This window comes from Streptomyces sp. NPDC023723 (assembly GCF_040639815.1).
Lineage (GTDB): Bacteria > Actinomycetota > Actinomycetes > Streptomycetales > Streptomycetaceae > Streptomyces.
Genome location: NZ_JBFAAP010000019.1, coordinates 59,392 through 75,158, shown reverse-complemented (window position 1 = coordinate 75,158; position 15,767 = coordinate 59,392). Strand labels below are relative to the sequence as shown.

Genomic DNA, 15,767 nt, shown 5'->3' with positions numbered 1-15,767 from the left:
GACGCAGTTGTGAAGGGAAAACCACGATGGACGTCGTACTGACCTTCCTGGTCCCGCTCGCCACCGGCCTGACCTGGGCCGGGACCGCCGCCTACCAACTGATGAACCACAACGAGCTGCGGCGACACGGGACTCGCGTCGAGGCCCAGGTGATCGGCCCGGTCCCCGGTGTCCAGCACTCCCGCAGCAGAGGACCCTGGGTGATCAACCCGCTGCTCAGCTTCACCGCGCCGGACGGCCGGACCGTCCGGCAGGGCGTGGGAAGCAAGCGGCGGCCGATCCGCGTGCGCGAAGAGGCCCACGTCGTTCTCTTCCATGCTCCGGACGATCCTCGGCAACTGGCCGTCGAGGGCCACGGAGTGCGGGGCCGCGCCTGCTTCGAGATCGTCCTGGGCCTGCTCCTGACGGTCGCCGCCGTCCTGCTGCTGGTCGACACCTTCTCGTACTGAGCTCGGGCTGGCCGCCCGAGCCGCCGCCCGGCGTCACACCGTGAGCCGGACCGCCTCGATCCACAACTCGTTGTCATGGGTGCCGGCGTAGGTGAAGTCGTAGTAGTCCTCACCGGGCTTGGTGCAGGCCATGCCCATCCAGGCGTCGTCGTGGATGTAGGTGGTCTGGCAGACGGTGCCGTCGCCGCTGTCGACGTTGATGGCGAAGCCCAGCATGTGCGGGGCGTCCTTCTCGGTGCTGCCGACGTAGTTGTCGACGCCGTCGGCGGCCGCGGACCACGGGACGGGGTAGTGGCCCTCGCCGTTGGTCGACTCGGGGTTGTACACGAAGGCGTCGCCGGAGGTGCCGTTGGTTCCGGAGACGGCGATGTTGGCGGCGGTGAGCGGGATTCCCGAAGCCTCCGTGCCGGCCGTCTCGCCGTCGCACACGGGCTCGGTCCAGCCCTGGCCCCGGGCGTAGACCCGGTAGCAGATGTGCCGTCCGTCCGGCTCCTTCGCGGCCAGTTGCTGGACGGCGGTGGCCGCGGTCCGCTCCGGTGCCTCGGTCTCCTTCTCCTCCGAGCCACCGCCGGCGCCCGCCCCACCGCCCGATCCGGTCTCGGGTTCCTGCTGCTGGGTCTGAGTCGCGGCAGGGGGCGCCACGGCTTCGGCGGACGGGGCCTTCAGCGCCTCGGGGGAGGCCGACGCGGAGGGTGCCAGCGTGCTGAGGCCGGCCTCCTGGGTCATCTCGGTGGCGGCGGTGCTGACCCGGGGCTTGTAGGCGATCCACAGCATCACGAACGTGATCGCCAGCGCCACGAAGATGCTGAGGAAGGCCGCCAGCCAGCGCGGCAGGAAGCTGCGCTGCACATAGGTGCCGGCCACGTCCAGCGGCGGTACACCCGAGCGCTGCACCGCCAGGGTGTAGGGCCGGTCCTCCTTCGACCCGAACCAGATGATCTGCTTCGGCTTCAGCCTCGTCCTCACGAACGCCGCACGGCCGGGCTCGATCTGCACATTGGCCGGGTGGATGTCGTACGACAGCTGGTCGCCGTTGTCGCTGCCGCTCAGCGACGCCGTCAGCTTGGTGTTGCCCAGGTTGTCCACGGCGAGCCTGGGACGGCCGCGGAAACGACCCTTCACCGTCGGCGGCAGCAACTCCGCCCGTACCTCCGAGAACGCGGTGATGGTGAGGTTGCCCTCCGGGACCGTCGTCGCCTCGGGATGCTCGGTCGGCGTGATCCGCACCCCGTACGGGTTGGGTCCCGCCGTCGCGTCCGGCGTGCGCGGCGGGGAGAAGGTCAGCTCCGCCGTGCCCGTCGTGCCCGGGTACAGCCGCAGCGTCTGCGGCTCCACCGCGGTCCAGGGGGCGAGAGCGCCCACCGCCTCGAAGCGGTACTCGTCCACCACGTCACCGGTGTTGCGCAGCCGCAGCCGCACCGTCGTACTGCCACCCGGGTCCACTGTCGCGGAGGCGGGTTCGAGGGAAGTCCAGAGGCTCACCCCCAGAGTTAAACGCGGCAACGGTGCCGAAGCAGGAAGCCGTGGGGCACACCGGGTGCCCGAAGAGGCGGGAGCCGCTGCCCACGACGAACCGGCGTGTCCCCCACGTGGGGGACACGGACCGGGACCGGATCCGTCAGTCCGCGCCGACCAGCAGTTTCCGGGCGGATTCGCGGAAGTGGGCGACCAGCGGGTTGTGGTCGCCGTCGCGGGTGGCGACCACCACCTCGCAGGGGTCGATGCCCGTCACGGGGACGGTCGCCAGGTCGTCGCGGAGCGCCCAGCGGCGGTCGCCGGCCGGGACCAGGGCGACGGCGCGGCCGTCGGCCACGGCTTCGAGCTTGTCCTCGAAGGTGTCGACGAGCAGCGGGCCGAGGGGGGCCGGGGCGCCGTCCGGGCGGGGTTCCAGGCGCCAGAAGCCGGTCCATACGGCGGCCATGCCGGCGCACGCCACCAGGGGTTCGCCGGCGAAGTCGGCCGGGGTGGCGGACTCCTTGCCGGCCAGCCGGTGCGTGGCGGGGACCAGGAGGGCGCGGGGCTCCTCGTGGAGGACGGTGAGCTCCAGGCCGTCGGCCGGGATCGGCAGCGGGGTGCGGACGACGACCGCGTCGACCCGGCCCTCGGGCAGCGCGCCGACTTCGTCCCAGTCCAGGTGCAGGGTGCGCACGTGGGCGTCGGGGCGGCGGCGCCGCAGGTCGCGTACGGCGGGGGTGATGACCAGGTCCTCGACGTAGCCGACGGTGATGGTGCGGGCCGGGGCGGCGGCGCGGGCGGCCAGCGTGGCCTGCTCGGCGGCGTACAGCAGTTCCTGGGCCCGGGGCAGGAAGGCGGCGCCGGCCGCGGTGAGGGTGCTGCCCTGGGCGGTGCGTTCCAGCAGGCGCACCCCGAGGGTCTTCTCCAGCCGCTGGATCTGGCGGCTGAGGGAGGGCTGGGCGACCCGCAGGGCGTCGGCGGCGCGGGCGTAGTTCAAATGCTCGGCGACGACGGTGAAGTACCGGACCAGCCGCAGGTCCAGGTCCGGTGGCGGGGCGTGGTCGGGCATCTCACCAGCTTACGTCCGTGCGTCATACCGCTGCCGCATGACGGGGTGCGGAACAGGTCTTGGACGGCCGGGACGGGGCGGGCGTTGACTCGGCGGTGTTCGCACAAGAGGTCCGAGAAGGGTGTGTCCGACCATGGGCAAGTACGAGGGCAGGAAGATCGTGATCACCGGGGGCAGCACCGGGCTGGGGCTGGCCACCGCGCGGCTGCTGGTCGGCGAAGGGGCCCGGGTGCTGGTCACCGGGCGCGACCAGGACGCCCTGGACGCCGCCGCCGGGCAGCTCGGCGACCGCGCGGTGACGGTCCGCAGCGATGCGGGGGACCTGGCCGAGGTGGCCGCGCTGGCCGACCGGGTGAAGGCGGAGTTCGGCACGGTGGACGCGCTGTTCGCCAACGCCGGGGTCAACGGCTTCGCGCCGTTCGAGTCGACGGGCGAGGAGCTCTTCGACCAGTTGATGGCCGTGAACGCCAAGGGGCCGTACTTCACGGTGCAGAAGCTGGTCCCGCTGCTGGTCGCGGGCAGCGGTGTGGTGCTGACCACGTCCGTCGCCAACGTGCTGGGCATTCCCGCGCTCAGCGCCTACGCGGCCGGCAAGGCGGCCGTCCGGTCGATGACCCGCAGCCTGGCCCGGGAGCTGCTGCCGCGCGGGATCCGGGTCAACGCGGTCAGCCCCGGGCCGATCGACTCCGGGATCCTGCTGAAGACCATGCCGGCGGAAGCCGCCGAGCGGACGAAGGCGCAGATGGCCGCGGAGAACCCGATGGGGCGGGTGGGGACGCCCGAGGAGTTCGCCAGGGCGGCGGTGTTCCTGGCCTTCGAGGCGACCTTCACCACCGGTGCCGAACTCGCCGTGGACGGCGGCGGTTCGCAGATCTGAGGGAGCGGGGAGGGGGCGGGCCGGGACGGGACGGGCCGGGGGTCGCCGCAAGTTCCCTGGTCCTGCGCTTGTGGGCCCCCTGTCCTTTGATGTAAGTCCCCTGTCCTTCCTGTGAAGATTCGCCGCAGGCACGCGGGACGCGGCACCCAAGGGGCTGTTTCCGGCCAGCGGATGGCCACCAGTTGGCCGGAACGCTTCTTAACATTCCTGCGTGACCGACGCGTTGCCGCCCTTTCTGGGCACAGAGGGGCACCCCTTCGCAAGGTGGCGCGCGGTGATAGCCTTCCCGCGTTCACGACCTTGATCCACTCGGCTTGGTGCTGATCCGAGGTCGGCCTGCGCATCGCGCGACAGCGGTGATGCAGCTCCCTGCGGATGTCACGCGGATCCCCCGAGGCCTGTCCGCGGATGCCTGCATGCCACGCGCCGGGAAGGTTTCTATGAATCGAGACGTGCTCATATGGTGCCTGGCTGCGGTCGCGGCGACAGCCGTCGTCGCAGCCGCGATCCTGATCATCCGCAGCAGAGCCCTGCAAGCGAGAAAGCGGCGGCTGGAAGCCGAACTGGCCCAGTCCAAGCGACAGCTGGGTGACCTCCAGGGCAGCCTCGCCCGCAGCGAGACCGAGCTGCGCCAGGTGCTGCACCAGCAGGACGCCGCCATCCGCGAGGCCGAGCGGACGGCCGAGGAGAACACCAAGGTGGTGCTGAAGGGCGCCGCCCGCCTGCTCCAGAGCCTCACCGCCGAGGCCACCATGATCCTGGAGGGCATCCAGCAGAAGTACGGCGGCCACCCGGTCCTCGCCGACCTGCTGGACGTCCACCACGCCAACGCCCAGATGGCCCGCAAGTCGCAGGGCATCGCGGTCATGTGCGGCGCGCCGCTGGGCCGCCGTACCCAGCCGGCCAGTGTCTACGACGTCGTGCGCAGCGCACAGGGCCAGATCCGCAACTACTCGCGGGTCACGGTCATGCAGCACAACGGGATGGCGCTGAAGGCGTCCGCCGTCGCGCCGGTCGCTCTCGCGGTCGCCGAACTGCTCGACAACGCCGCCAGCTTCTCCCAGACGGACGCGCCGATCGAGGTGACCTTCCAGCAGGTCCAGAAGAACCTGTGCATCATCATCGACGACGCCGGCGTCAGCATGAGCGACGAGGAGCGCCAGAAGGCGACCGCCCTGCTGTCCGGTGGCACTCCCCCTCAGCTGTCCCAGCTCGGGACCCAGCCCAAGTTCGGCTTCCCCGTGGTCGGTCTGATCGCCCGCCACTACGGATTCAAGGTGGATGTCACCGGCGTCTCCCGCTACGGCGGTGTCCGGGCCGTCGTCCTGCTGCCCGAGGAGCTGTGGACCATGGAGGACATCACCCCGCCGCCCACCGAGGAAGCCCCGGTCCGCAGAATCCGGCGGGTCGAGGACACCGAGGAGCCGGCCTCCCGCACCGCGCACGGGCTGCCCAAGCGGGGCGCGCGGCAGGCACCGGTCGAGAGTGTCCAGGGCAACGAGGGCAGCGGGCCGATCACTCCCATCCGGGCGCCCCGCCGCGGTCTGGGCGGGCTCCAGCGCGGCACGCTTCGCGGCCGGGACCTCGCAGCACCGACGCCTGAAGGGTCTGAAGAGGCGTGAACCAAGACATGTCGTGGATGGTCCGGGACATCGTGGACAACGTGCCGGGAGCACGGCACGCCGTGGTGCTGTCCGCCGACGGACTGCCCCGCGGTGCCACCGAGGACCTGGCCGAGAAGGACGTGCGGACCATCTCCGCCGCCATGTCCGGCATGCAGGCGCTGTCCAAGGCCACCGCCCACTTCGCCGGGCCGGCCGCCGAACGGCGGTGGAACCAGACCGTCGTCGAGTTCACCGAGGGCTGGGCGTTCCTGATCGGCGCGGGGCAGGGCGCGTACCTGGCCGCCGCCGCCGACCCGGACGTCGACCTCCAGCAGATCTCCTTCCGCATGCACCGGCTGGTGGCCCGGCTCGGCGAGAACCTCACGGCGCCGCCGCGGGTGACCGGCGAGGGCGCCGCCGAGCGGGCCCAGGACGCCGCGGGCCTGTCGGCGGGTACCACGCCGCCGGGCTTCGTGATCCCGGAACTGGACCAGGTGATCGCCGAGGTGCCGGGCGCCCGGCACGCCGTACTGCTGGGCTCGCACGGGCTGCCGCGCGGCGCCACCTCTGGCATGGGGCAGGACCTCGCCGACACCATCTCGGCGGCCATGACCGGCATCCAGGCCTACAGCCGGGCCACCGCGCAGTTCGTGGGCGACCCGGACTTCCAGTGGCGGCAGACCGTCATCGAGTTCGAGCACGGCTGGATCTTCCTGATCGCGGCCGGTGACGGTGCCTTCCTGGCCGCCTCCGCCGCGCCCGACTGCGACATCGACCGGTTCACCGCGCGGCTGGCCGACGCGGTGCCGTCGCTGGCCGCGAGCGGCGCGACCGGCGCGGGGAGGTCCGGCGATGCATGACGGACCCGGCGGCCCCGACGAGGGACCGGAACTCACGTCGTCATTAGTACCGCTGTTCGTGATCACCGAGGGGCGGGCGCTGCCCCCGGACCACGAGTACGAGCACACCACGCTGGTGACCGCCCAGAACGCGCCGGTCGCCGCGACCCGCGCGCTGTCCCCGGAGGCGCGCAGGGTCACGGACCTGGTCGCCGACGGTTTCCTGTCGCTGGCCGAGGTGTCCGCCCACACCCGGCTGCCGCTGGGCATCGTGCGCATCCTGGTGGCGCAGCTGGACAACGACGGTCTCCTCCTTGTGCGAAAGCCCATCCCACGCGCCGAACGGGTCGACCGCGAACTGCTCAGCGCTGTGCTCGACGGCCTGAGAAACCAATTCGGAGCGTGACCCGTGAATCTGACCACAGACGTCGCCCACTCGCCTGAACACTCACCCGAGTATCTGAACCCGGACGTCTCCCACTCGGTGAAGGTCCTCGTGGTGGGTCACTTCGGGGTGGGCAAGACCACCTACATCGGCAGCATCTCCGAGATCGAGCCGCTGAAGACCGAGGAGACCATCACCGAGGCCAGCGCGGGCTTCGACGACCTGTCGGGCGTCCCCGACAAGACCACCACCACGGTGGCGATGGACTTCGGCCGCCGCACGCTCAGCAACACACTGGTCCTCTATCTCTTCGGAACGCCCGGCCAGGAGCGTTTCAAGGAGATGTGGGAGGCGCTGTCCCGGGGCGCGCTGGGCGCGCTGGTCATCGTCGACCCCTCGCGGCTGGACCAGAGCTTCGCCGTCCTCGACCTGGTCGAGCGGTTCGGCCTGACGTACGCCATCGGCGTCAACCGCTTCGACAACACCGCCGCCTATCCGCTCGACGAGGTGCGCGAGGCGCTGAACCTGCCCGCGGACACCCCGGTGGTGGAGTGCGACGTCCGCGACAGCCAGTCGTCGGCGAAGGCGCTGATCGCCCTCGTGGAACACCTGATGACCCATTTCGGCTAGGAGCCACGGCATGCAGCAGTCCAACACCCCCGAGATACCGCCCGGCTGCCCCGCACACGGCAATGTCCAGTTGTTCGGGGGCGACTTCGGCTCCGATCCCGAACGCCACTACGACCTGCTGCGCTCGATGGGCCCGAGCGCGCCGGTCGACATCGCGCCGGGCGTCGAGGTCGAGCTGGTCACCGGCTACGACGAGGCCCTGTACTTCCTCCAGAACCCGGCCTGGTTCGTCCGGGACGCGCGCCGCTGGAACGCGCTGAACGAGGGGCGGGTGCCCGAGGACAGCCCGGCGCTGCCCATGATGGGCTACCGGCCCAACGCGCTGTTCAGCGACGGCGCGGCGCACGCCCGGCTGCGGCGGGCGGTCACCGACAGTCTGGCCACCATCGACGAGCTCCGGTTCGTCCGCCAGACCCAGCAGTCCGCGGACTACCTGATCAGCCAGTTCGGTTCCACGGCGCGCGGCCAGGCCGACCTGATGGCCGACTACGCCCAGCCGCTGCCGCTGCTGGTCTTCAGCGAACTGTTCGGCTGCCCGCCGGAGATCGGCGACCGGGTCGTCGTCGGCATCAGCGGGATCTTCGACGGCACGCCCGGCGCGGACGAGGTGCTGGGCGGCGCGCTGGCCGAGCTGATCGCGCTCAAGCGCCGCAAACCCGGCGAGGACCTGACCACCCGGCTGATGCAGCACTCCGCGCAGCTGACCGACGAGGAGGTGCTGCACCAGCTGGTCACGCTGCTGTCCGGCGGCACCGCGCCGCTGGCCGCCGCCATCGGCACCAGCGCGGCGCTCTACCTCAGCGAGGAGTGGCGCTCCGGCCTGCCGGTCGAGGACGCGGTCGTGCAGACCCTGTGGGACTACGCGCCGATCGCCAACTACGCGGGGCACTACCCGACCCACGACGTCGAGCTGGCCGGCCGGACACTGCGGGCCGGCGATCCGATCCTGATCTCGTTCGCCGCGGCCAACACCGACCCGAAGCTGAAGCGGCACCGCGAGCAGCTCAGCAAGGCGCACCTGGCGTTCGGCGCCGGGCCGCACGCCTGCCCCGCCAAGGACCCGGCGTTCCAGATGACGGTCACCGCCGTCGAGGCCGTGCTCAACCGGCTGCCCGACGTCGAACTGCGGGTCCCGTTCGCGGATCTGCCGTGGGTCCCGGCGCCGTGGAGCCGGTGCCTGGTGACCCTGCCGGTGCGGTTCACGCCGCGCTCGGCGCCCGCCGCCGGGCCGGCCGCGGGCCGGCCGGCGCCCGCCTCGGCCCAGCCGCAGCACACCGTCTCCGCCGCCCGGCCCGCGGCCCCCGCCGCGCCGCAGCGCAAGGGGGGCCTCTTCAGCAACTTCGTCGCGTGGATCAAGGGTGAGTGACGTGACGCAAGTAACCCTGTGAGAACAGACGGTTATTGGATGTAGTGATCATCTTTCGGGTACGTATGGCGGCTGCTGCTGAGATAAGGAGCCGCCATCATGGGGAGCAGAACCACCCCGACCGCCGATCGGCGCACCGCCGTCGCGCTCTTCTCTCGCCTGCGCACCCCGCAGGGCCAGGCCGACCCGTTCCCGCTCTACGAGCAGCTCCGCTCCAGGGGCGCGGTCAGCCCGGCCCCGTGGGGCGGTCACCTCGTCACCGGCTACGACCTGTGTGCCGCGGTGCTGCGCGACAACGGCTGGCTGGAGCCGGACAAGGGCTGGCGGGCCCGGCAGGGACCGCGCACCCGCTGGAGCGCGCCGTCGTCGCGGGAGATCAGCAACACGCTGCCCGCGCTCAACCCGCCGGAGCACACCCGGGTGCGCCGCGCGGCCGGTTCGTTCGACCGCGGCACCATCCAGGAACTGGGCCGGACCGTCGACGGCATCGTCGACGGTCTGCTCGACTCCTTCTCCGCGCGACTGCGCGAGCAGGGCGAGGCCGACTTCGCGGCCCTGGTGAGCGAGCGGCTGCCGATCGCCACCGTCGGCAACTGGCTGGGCCTGCCGGCCGCGGACTGGGACCGGCTGCGCGACCTGACCCACGAGCAGGTCTTCACCCAGGAACTGCTGCCGTCCGCCAGCCAGCTCACCCGGTCCGACGTGGCGCTGGCCGAACTGCGCACGTACTTCCTGGACCTGATCCGGCATCGGCGCACCCATCTCGGCGAGGACCCCGTCTCCCGCTGGATACGCGTCTGGGACGCGCTGGAGCCGGACCGGGACCAGGCCGACGAAGGGGTCTACTTCCTGGCCCTGTTCGTGCTCCTCGCGGCCCTGGAGACCACGTCCACGCTGCTGTCGACGATGGTCCTGTTCCTGACCGAGAGACCCGGTCGCCGCGATCTGCTGACCGGCTCCCCCGACCTGGTCCCCGCCTTCGTCGAGGAGACCCTGCGCTACGACCCGCCCACCCACGTCATCAGCCGGGTGGCCGGCACCGACCGCACCGTGGGCGGCGTCGAGGTCCGCGCGGACGAGATGGTCCACCTCATGGTCGGCGCCGCCCACCACGACCCGGCCAGGTACCCCGACCCCGGCCGGTTCGACCTCTCCCGCAACTTCGCCCAGCACCTCGGCTTCAGCGGCGGCATCCACTACTGCCTCGGTGCCCCGCTGGCCCGCCTCGAAGCCCAGACCCTGCTCCGCCGCCTCGTCACCCGTCTGCCCCGCCTCACCCTCGTACGGCGCCCGCCCCGGGCCCCGCGCGTGGTCTTCCGGCGCCTACTGAGCCTGGATGTCGCCCTCGCATGAACCACATACCCGCTCTCGCCCCCGTCACCGGCTTCAAGGCCGTCGAGGTCACCCAGGACGGCCCCGTCCTGCGCGTCCTGCTGGATCCCCACGGCACCGACCCCACCCTGAGCACCGCCGTCGTCGACGACCTGCTCGCCCTGCTCGACTCCCTCCACGACCGGCCCGACCTGCGGGTCCTGGTGCTGTCCTCGGCCGGCGCCGACTTCTGCTCCGGAGCCGACCGCACGGAGTACGAGGCCGCCCTCGCCGACACGAGCCTGCGCCGCCTGCTCGACCGGGCCCAGCGGCTGTGCCGGGCGCTGGAGGAGTGCCACGCCGTCACCATCGCCCGGCTGCACGGCAAGGTGATCGGCGCCGGCCTGGCCCTCGCCGCCTACTGCGATCTGCGGGCCGGCGCCGACGACTGCCGCTTCCGGATGCCGGAGGTGGGGCTCGGCCTGCCGCCGGCCTGGGGCGGCGCGATGGGCCGGCTGGTCGCCGAGGCGGGCGCCGCCCGTATCCGCGAACTCATGCTGACCTGCGACGTGTTCGACGCGGAGACCGCCCACCGGCTCGGTCTGCTGCACCGGACCGTCCCGCCGGACCAGCTCGACCACGCCGTGGACAACTGGACGAGATCCCTCGTCCGGCGCTCCCCCGAGGCGCTGGTGCTGACCAAACGCATGCTCACCGGCTACGCGCGGGCCCACCGCACGGCGGACATCGCGCTGCTCGACTCGCACCTGCTCAGCTCCCACCTCGGCCAGGTCGCCGCCCGGCGGCCGGCGGGCTGACGCCGCGGCGCGGGCCCCTCCGCACGCCGAGGGGCTCGCGGCAGGGCTGTCGGACGGCGGCGACCGGTCACCGGGTCCGCACCGCTCTCAGACGCGACTCGCGGCGTGCCGGTCGCTCTTCCAGAAGCCGGAGAACGTGATGCGGTCCTTGGGCAGACCGGACCGGTGCAGGTGGCGGCGGCCCTCGGCGGCCAGTTGCTGTTCGCCGACCACGAAGGCGTAGCCGGCCGGGTCCACGTCGGTGTGGTCGCGCAGCGCGGCCAGCGCCGCCGTGCCGGGCACCGCGTGCGGGTCGGCGCGCGGTATCCAGTCGATGTGCGTGCCGGGCGGGCAGGTCAGGTCGGCGCGGCGGTCGGCGTCCGCCGGCACCTCCTGAAGCACCCGGACCGCGGGCGGCTCCGGGACCTCGGCGAGCGACCGCAGGATGCCCGCGACGGCCGGCAGTCCGCTCTCGTCGGCGACCAGCAGCACACTGCCGGCGTCGGCGGGCGCGTCCCACATCAGGCCCTGGTCCAGCAGGGCCATCTCCTCGCCGGGTTCCACCGCGCACGCCCACACCGCGACGCCGCCCTCGATCCCGCCGTCCGCGCCGCGGTGCACGACGACGTCGATGTCGAGTTCGCCGGCCTCGGCGCGGAAGCCGGCCACCGTGTAGTTGGCGCAGTAGGGGCGGGTCTCGTCGGGCATCGCGAGGAACGGCTTCCACCAGGTCTCGGCCTCGACCTCGGGGGCGTGGAAGCGCTCCTGGTGCGGATAGCGGAAGAACAGCCGGAACCAGTGGTCGTAGCCGCCCCACGGGAACGCGCGGAGCGCCTCGCCGCGCACCGTCACCCGGTGCATGTTGGGCGTGAGTCGGGCGCTGTGCACGACCGTTGCGGGGAAGAGTCTCGGATCGCGGCGGCTCGGGCGCTTGCTGGAGGTCATGAAGGTTAGGCTAAGCTAAGTTCGTGATCATCGCCACGACGCCGACCGAGGCCGCCCGCCGGCCACGCCGGCCTCGGCCCACCCGCGCGTCCCGCGCCGGTGTCCTCCTCGCCCTGTTCGCGGTGCTCGCCCTCGGCTGCCTGGCCAGCATTCTGCTGGGCAGCAACCGGCTGGCGCCCGCGGCGGTCCTGCACGGCCTGCTGCACCCAGGATCGGGCACCGACGCCTCCGTCGTCTACGGCTCCCGGGTGCCGCGTACCGTCATCGGCCTGCTGGTCGGGGTGTGCCTGGGAGTCGGCGGGGCCGTCATGCAGGGCCACACCCGCAACCCCCTCGCGGACCCGGGGCTGTTCGGCGTCTCGGCGGGCGCCGGTCTCGCCGTCGTCCTCGGCATCGTGGCGTTCGGCGTGTCGGGCGGCGCCGCCTCGGTCGGCTTCGCGCTGGCCGGCGCGCTGCTGGCGAGCCTGGCCGCGTTCGCCGTCACGGTGGCCGGCAGCGGCACCGCCAGCCCGGTGCCGCTGGCGCTCGCGGGTACGGCGGTCTCCGCGCTGCTGGCCGCGTTCACCTCGTTCCTGACCCTGGCCGACCGGGAGAGCCTGCGCAGCTACCAGCTGTGGGTGGTCGGCTCGCTCTCCGGACGGCAACTCGACGACATCTGGGCGGCCGTGCCGTTCGCGGTGGCCGGACTCGTCCTCGCCGCACTCAACGTACGCGCCCTGGACAACCTGGCCCTCGGCGAGGAACTCGCCCGCGGCCTGGGCGAGAACCTGCTGGTGGCCCGGGCGGTCGGGCTCACCTCCATCACCCTGCTCACGGCCGCCGCGACGGCGGCGGCCGGGCCGATCGCCTTCGTCGGCCTGGTCGTGCCGCACCTGGCGCGGGCGCTGGTCGGGGCCGGCCACCGGTGGCTGCTGCCCGCCGCCGCGCTGACCGGCGCCCTGCTGGTGCTGGGCGCGGACATCGTGGGCCGGCTGATCGGCGGCTTCTCGGAGATCCAGGTGGGCATCGTGCTGGCCGTCATCGGCGGACCGTTCTTCGTGGCGGTGGCCCGGCGCAGGTCACTGGTGAGCCTGTGAGTACCGCGTCCACCGCCCGTGCGGCCCGGCGCGGGCTGCTCGTCGGCCCGCTCGGCTTCGCCTGGCGCCCCCGCGTCCTGGCCGTCACCTGCGCCGCGCTACTGCTCACCGTCGCCCTGGTGGTCACCGCGATCGCGGTCGGCGGCTCGGAGGTCGGAGTGGCCGGCATCCTGCGCGCGCTGGTCGGCCGGGGCGACCCGCTGGAACGGCTCATCGTCGTCGACCTGCGGCTGCCGCGGGTGCTCACCGGCGCGCTGGTCGGCCTCGCGCTCGGCGTCGCCGGGGCCCTGATGCAGACCGTCACCCGCAACGCGCTCGCCGCCCCCGACGTCGTCGGCATCACCTCCGGCGCGTCGTTCGGCGCGGTCGCCGCGATCGTCATCGGCGGCGGCGGGGAGAGCGTCGGCGGCGCGCTGCTGGGCGCGGGCGTGCCCGGCGTCGCGGCGCTCGGCGCGATCGTGGCCGGCGCGCTGGTGTACGGGCTCGGCTGGCGCGGCGGGGTGCACAGCTACCGGCTGGTGCTGGTCGGCATCGGCGTCGGGGCGGTGCTCGACGCGGGCACCAGCTATCTGCTCGTGCAGGCCCGGATCACGCAGGTGACGGCCGCCTCGCAGTGGCTGGTGGGATCGGTCTCCGGCTCCTCCTGGGACGGGGTGTGGCCGCTGCTCGGCGTCGTCGCCGTCCTGGTCCCGCTGGCGCTGGCCGGCAGCGCGGCGCTGACCGTGTCGCACCTCGGCGACGAGATCGCGCGCGGCGTCGGACTGCCGGTCCAGCTGCACCGGCTGGCGGTGCTGCTGCTGACGGTGCTGCTGACGGCGGCCTCGGTGGCGGCGGCCGGACCGGTCGGCTTCATCGCGTTCGTGGCCCCGCAGATCGCCGTCCGCGCGGCCGGCGCCACCCGTCCCCCGCTGCTGCTGTCCGGACTGACCGGCGGCTGCCTGGTGCTGGCCGCCGACACGCTGGCCCGCACCGTCTTCCCGTGGGACGTGCCGGTCGGGATCGTGACCACCGCGCTCGGCGCGCCCTGTCTGATCTGGCTGCTGCTGAGGAACCGCAAGGAGATGACGACGTGACCGCTCCCCCGCCGGACCTGACCACTCCCGCGCCGGACGTGCCCACGCCGGTCCTCCAGGCCCGGGACGTGACCCTCGGCTACGACGGCCGCACCGTGCTGCGCGGACTGGACCTCACCATCGAGGCGGGCACCGTGACGACGCTGCTCGGCGCCAACGGATGCGGCAAGTCGACCCTGTTGAAGGCGTTCGGGCGGCTGCTGGCCCCGAGCGCGGGCACGGTCCTGCTGGAGGGCGAGCCGCTCAAGCGGCAGCGGTCCCGGGCGGTGGCGCGCCGGCTGGCGATCCTGCCGCAGAACCCGGTCGCCCCGCCCGGCACCAGCGTGCGCGACCTGGTGATGCGCGGCCGCAACCCGCACCAGAGCTGGGCCCGGCCCTGGACCCCCGCCGACGACGCGGTGGTGGACCGCGTCCTGGCCGACACCGGCCTGCTGGCGGCCGCCGACCGTCCGGTGACCGAACTCTCCGGCGGCCAGCGGCAGCGCGCGTGGATCGCGCTGGTCCTCGCCCAGCAGGCGCCGACCCTGCTCCTGGACGAGCCGACCACCTTCCTCGACCTCGCCCACCAGCTCGACGTACTGCGGCTGGTGCGCCGGGTGAACCGCGAGTCGGGGACCACCGTCGTGATGGTCCTGCACGACCTCGGCCTCGCCGCCCGCTACTCCGACCGTCTGGTGGTCATCGGCGACGGCGGCGTGCTCGCCGACGGCGTCCCGCACGACGTACTCGAACCGGACCTGCTGGCCCGCGCGTTCGGACTGCGCGCCCGGGTGATCCCGGACCCGGTCACCGGCACCCCGCTCGTGCTGCCGGAGGAGGACGACGCCCCGGTCGCCCTCCCCGCCCCAAGTGAGACTAGGAGCAACGCCACACCATGAGAGCTGTCCCCCGCCTCCTCCCGATAGCGGCCGCCGTCGCCGCCCTCGCCGTCCTGACCGCCTGCTCCTCCGAGTCGTCCGGCTCGGACACCGCGAAGTCCGCCGCCTCCGGGGGCTCCTGGTCCTTCACCGACGACCTCGGCAAGACCGTCACCCTCGACCAGGCCCCGACCCGGGTGGCCGGCATCAACGACCAGGTGGTCCCGCTGCTGCACTACGGCCTGGAGCCGGTCGCGTCCTGGGGCTACTCGTCCATCAAGGACGACGCCCGCTTCGACGACCTGAACACCTCCGGCATCACGCAGATCGGCACCGCCTACGGCGAGATCGACCTGGAGAAGCTGGCGGCGGCCCGGCCCGACGTCATCGTCTCCGAGGTCTACCCGACGGACGCCAAGGGCACCATCGACAAGACCCAGCCCGACTACGGCTTCAAGGACCTCGCCCAGCAGAAGCAGGTCGAGGCGATCGCGCCGGTCATCACGGTCCTGCTCGGCGGCGACGGCGGCGACGTCGTCGACAGCACCACCAAGCTCGCCGAGGCGCTCGGCGCCGACTCCGCGACCGTCGACAAGGCGAAGCAGCGGTACGACACCGCCGCGGCCGGTCTGAAGAAGGCGGTGGCCGCGGGCCCGGTGACCGTGACCGCGCTGTACGCCGACAGCGACGGCGTCAGCGTCGCCAAGGCGCACGAGGACCCGGCCCTCGACCTGCTCGCCGACCTCGGCGTGACGTTCTTCGAGCCGAAGCCCAAGGGCTACTACTGGGGCAACTACAGCTGGGAGAACGCCGGTCAGATCGGCGGCGACCTGTGGCTGCTCCAGCAGGCCGGCTACGACACCGCGCAGCTGAAGAAGCAGCCCACCGTCGCGGACGCCCCGGCGCTCACCTCCGGCCAGGTGCAGCCGTGGGTCTCCGCGGCGCTGGACTACGTGTCGCAGGCGGACTACATCGAGCAGCTCACCGGCTGGATCACGGACGCGAAGCCGGTCACCGGCTGATCTCGGGCCCGG

The 15,767-nt window shown here is 72.7% G+C and carries 16 protein-coding genes; 13 read left to right on the top strand and 3 right to left on the bottom strand.

The window, feature by feature from the left end; translation table 11 throughout:
- Positions 1 to 26: 26 nt before the first annotated feature.
- Entirely contained in the window at positions 27 to 449 is a 423-nt protein-coding gene (locus AB0G32_RS21010; RefSeq protein ID WP_361165063.1) for a DUF3592 domain-containing protein, read from the top strand.
- A gap of 33 nt (positions 450 to 482) precedes the next feature.
- On the opposite strand, the gene AB0G32_RS21005 is transcribed toward AB0G32_RS21010, so the two are convergent.
- Positions 483 to 1,931, bottom strand: a complete 1,449-nt coding sequence (locus AB0G32_RS21005; RefSeq protein WP_361165060.1) for a hydrolase — start codon at positions 1,929 to 1,931, stop codon at positions 483 to 485.
- Between the two features lie 136 nt (positions 1,932 to 2,067).
- The gene (locus AB0G32_RS21000) at positions 2,068 to 2,973 is read right to left on the bottom strand and encodes a LysR family transcriptional regulator (RefSeq protein ID WP_361165057.1); all 906 of its coding nucleotides are present in this window, start codon (positions 2,971 to 2,973) and stop codon (positions 2,068 to 2,070) included.
- Between the two features lie 133 nt (positions 2,974 to 3,106).
- Here AB0G32_RS21000 and AB0G32_RS20995 point away from each other — a divergent pair, with 133 nt between their 5' ends.
- The 8 genes from AB0G32_RS20995 to AB0G32_RS20960 all read left to right on the top strand — a co-directional run bounded on the left by AB0G32_RS20995 (position 3,107) and on the right by AB0G32_RS20960 (position 10,803).
- A complete protein-coding gene (locus tag AB0G32_RS20995) occupies positions 3,107 to 3,850 on the top strand; it encodes an SDR family oxidoreductase (RefSeq protein ID WP_361165054.1) in 744 nt (247 codons plus the stop codon).
- 458 nt (positions 3,851 to 4,308) lie between these two features.
- Entirely contained in the window at positions 4,309 to 5,472 is a 1,164-nt protein-coding gene (locus AB0G32_RS20990; RefSeq protein ID WP_361165204.1) for an ATP-binding protein, read from the top strand.
- A gap of 17 nt (positions 5,473 to 5,489) precedes the next feature.
- The gene (locus AB0G32_RS20985; protein WP_361165201.1) at positions 5,490 to 6,314 is read left to right on the top strand and encodes a roadblock/LC7 domain-containing protein; all 825 of its coding nucleotides are present in this window, start codon (positions 5,490 to 5,492) and stop codon (positions 6,312 to 6,314) included.
- A complete protein-coding gene (locus tag AB0G32_RS20980) occupies positions 6,307 to 6,699 on the top strand; it encodes a DUF742 domain-containing protein (RefSeq protein WP_361165052.1) in 393 nt (130 codons plus the stop codon). Before AB0G32_RS20985 ends, AB0G32_RS20980 begins: the two co-directional genes overlap by 8 nt.
- Before the next feature lie 9 nt (positions 6,700 to 6,708).
- Positions 6,709 to 7,308: an ATP/GTP-binding protein gene (locus tag AB0G32_RS20975; protein ID WP_361165198.1), complete on the top strand. Its 600-nt coding sequence runs from the start codon at positions 6,709 to 6,711 to the stop codon at positions 7,306 to 7,308.
- Between the two features lie 10 nt (positions 7,309 to 7,318).
- A complete protein-coding gene (locus tag AB0G32_RS20970) occupies positions 7,319 to 8,674 on the top strand; it encodes a cytochrome P450 (protein ID WP_361165049.1) in 1,356 nt (451 codons plus the stop codon).
- A gap of 99 nt (positions 8,675 to 8,773) precedes the next feature.
- The gene (locus AB0G32_RS20965; RefSeq protein WP_361165046.1) at positions 8,774 to 10,027 is read left to right on the top strand and encodes a cytochrome P450; all 1,254 of its coding nucleotides are present in this window, start codon (positions 8,774 to 8,776) and stop codon (positions 10,025 to 10,027) included.
- A complete protein-coding gene (locus AB0G32_RS20960) occupies positions 10,024 to 10,803 on the top strand; it encodes an enoyl-CoA hydratase/isomerase family protein (protein WP_361165043.1) in 780 nt (259 codons plus the stop codon). The genes AB0G32_RS20965 and AB0G32_RS20960 overlap by 4 nt, the downstream gene beginning before the upstream one ends.
- Positions 10,804 to 10,890: 87 nt before the next feature.
- Here AB0G32_RS20960 and AB0G32_RS20955 read toward each other — a convergent pair whose 3' ends face one another.
- Positions 10,891 to 11,727 carry a siderophore-interacting protein gene (locus tag AB0G32_RS20955; protein WP_361165040.1) on the bottom strand — a complete coding sequence of 279 codons (837 nt, stop codon included), beginning with the start codon at positions 11,725 to 11,727 and terminating at the stop codon, positions 10,891 to 10,893.
- A gap of 23 nt (positions 11,728 to 11,750) precedes the next feature.
- On the opposite strand from AB0G32_RS20955, the gene AB0G32_RS20950 reads away from it, so the two are divergent.
- From AB0G32_RS20950 to AB0G32_RS20935, 4 genes are read left to right on the top strand one after another with little or no spacing between them, the layout of a single operon-like run.
- The gene (locus AB0G32_RS20950; RefSeq protein WP_361165038.1) at positions 11,751 to 12,803 is read left to right on the top strand and encodes an iron ABC transporter permease; all 1,053 of its coding nucleotides are present in this window, start codon (positions 11,751 to 11,753) and stop codon (positions 12,801 to 12,803) included.
- Entirely contained in the window at positions 12,800 to 13,876 is a 1,077-nt protein-coding gene (locus tag AB0G32_RS20945) for an iron ABC transporter permease (RefSeq protein WP_361165035.1), read from the top strand. The genes AB0G32_RS20950 and AB0G32_RS20945 overlap by 4 nt, the downstream gene beginning before the upstream one ends.
- Entirely contained in the window at positions 13,873 to 14,754 is an 882-nt protein-coding gene (locus AB0G32_RS20940) for an ABC transporter ATP-binding protein (protein ID WP_361165032.1), read from the top strand. Before AB0G32_RS20945 ends, AB0G32_RS20940 begins: the two co-directional genes overlap by 4 nt.
- On the top strand, positions 14,751 to 15,755 hold the full coding sequence (locus tag AB0G32_RS20935) for an ABC transporter substrate-binding protein (protein ID WP_361165029.1): 1,005 nt from the start codon (positions 14,751 to 14,753) through the stop codon (positions 15,753 to 15,755). Before AB0G32_RS20940 ends, AB0G32_RS20935 begins: the two co-directional genes overlap by 4 nt.
- Positions 15,756 to 15,767 lie beyond the last annotated feature (12 nt).

Excerpts from the sequence above, each read along its gene's own strand:
- AB0G32_RS21010 (WP_361165063.1), top strand. The coding sequence starts at position 27 with ATGGACGTCGTACTGACCTTCCTGGTCCCGCTCGCCACCGGCCTGACC.
- AB0G32_RS21000 (WP_361165057.1), bottom strand. The coding sequence starts at position 2,973 with ATGCCCGACCACGCCCCGCCACCGGACCTGGACCTGCGGCTGGTCCGG.
- AB0G32_RS20995 (WP_361165054.1), top strand. The coding sequence starts at position 3,107 with ATGGGCAAGTACGAGGGCAGGAAGATCGTGATCACCGGGGGCAGCACC.
- AB0G32_RS20985 (WP_361165201.1), top strand. The coding sequence starts at position 5,490 with ATGGTCCGGGACATCGTGGACAACGTGCCGGGAGCACGGCACGCCGTG.
- AB0G32_RS20980 (WP_361165052.1), top strand. The coding sequence starts at position 6,307 with ATGCATGACGGACCCGGCGGCCCCGACGAGGGACCGGAACTCACGTCG.
- AB0G32_RS20970 (WP_361165049.1), top strand. The coding sequence starts at position 7,319 with ATGCAGCAGTCCAACACCCCCGAGATACCGCCCGGCTGCCCCGCACAC.
- AB0G32_RS20965 (WP_361165046.1), top strand. The coding sequence starts at position 8,774 with ATGGGGAGCAGAACCACCCCGACCGCCGATCGGCGCACCGCCGTCGCG.
- AB0G32_RS20960 (WP_361165043.1), top strand. The coding sequence starts at position 10,024 with ATGAACCACATACCCGCTCTCGCCCCCGTCACCGGCTTCAAGGCCGTC.
- AB0G32_RS20955 (WP_361165040.1), bottom strand. The coding sequence starts at position 11,727 with ATGACCTCCAGCAAGCGCCCGAGCCGCCGCGATCCGAGACTCTTCCCC.
- AB0G32_RS20935 (WP_361165029.1), top strand. The coding sequence starts at position 14,751 with ATGAGAGCTGTCCCCCGCCTCCTCCCGATAGCGGCCGCCGTCGCCGCC.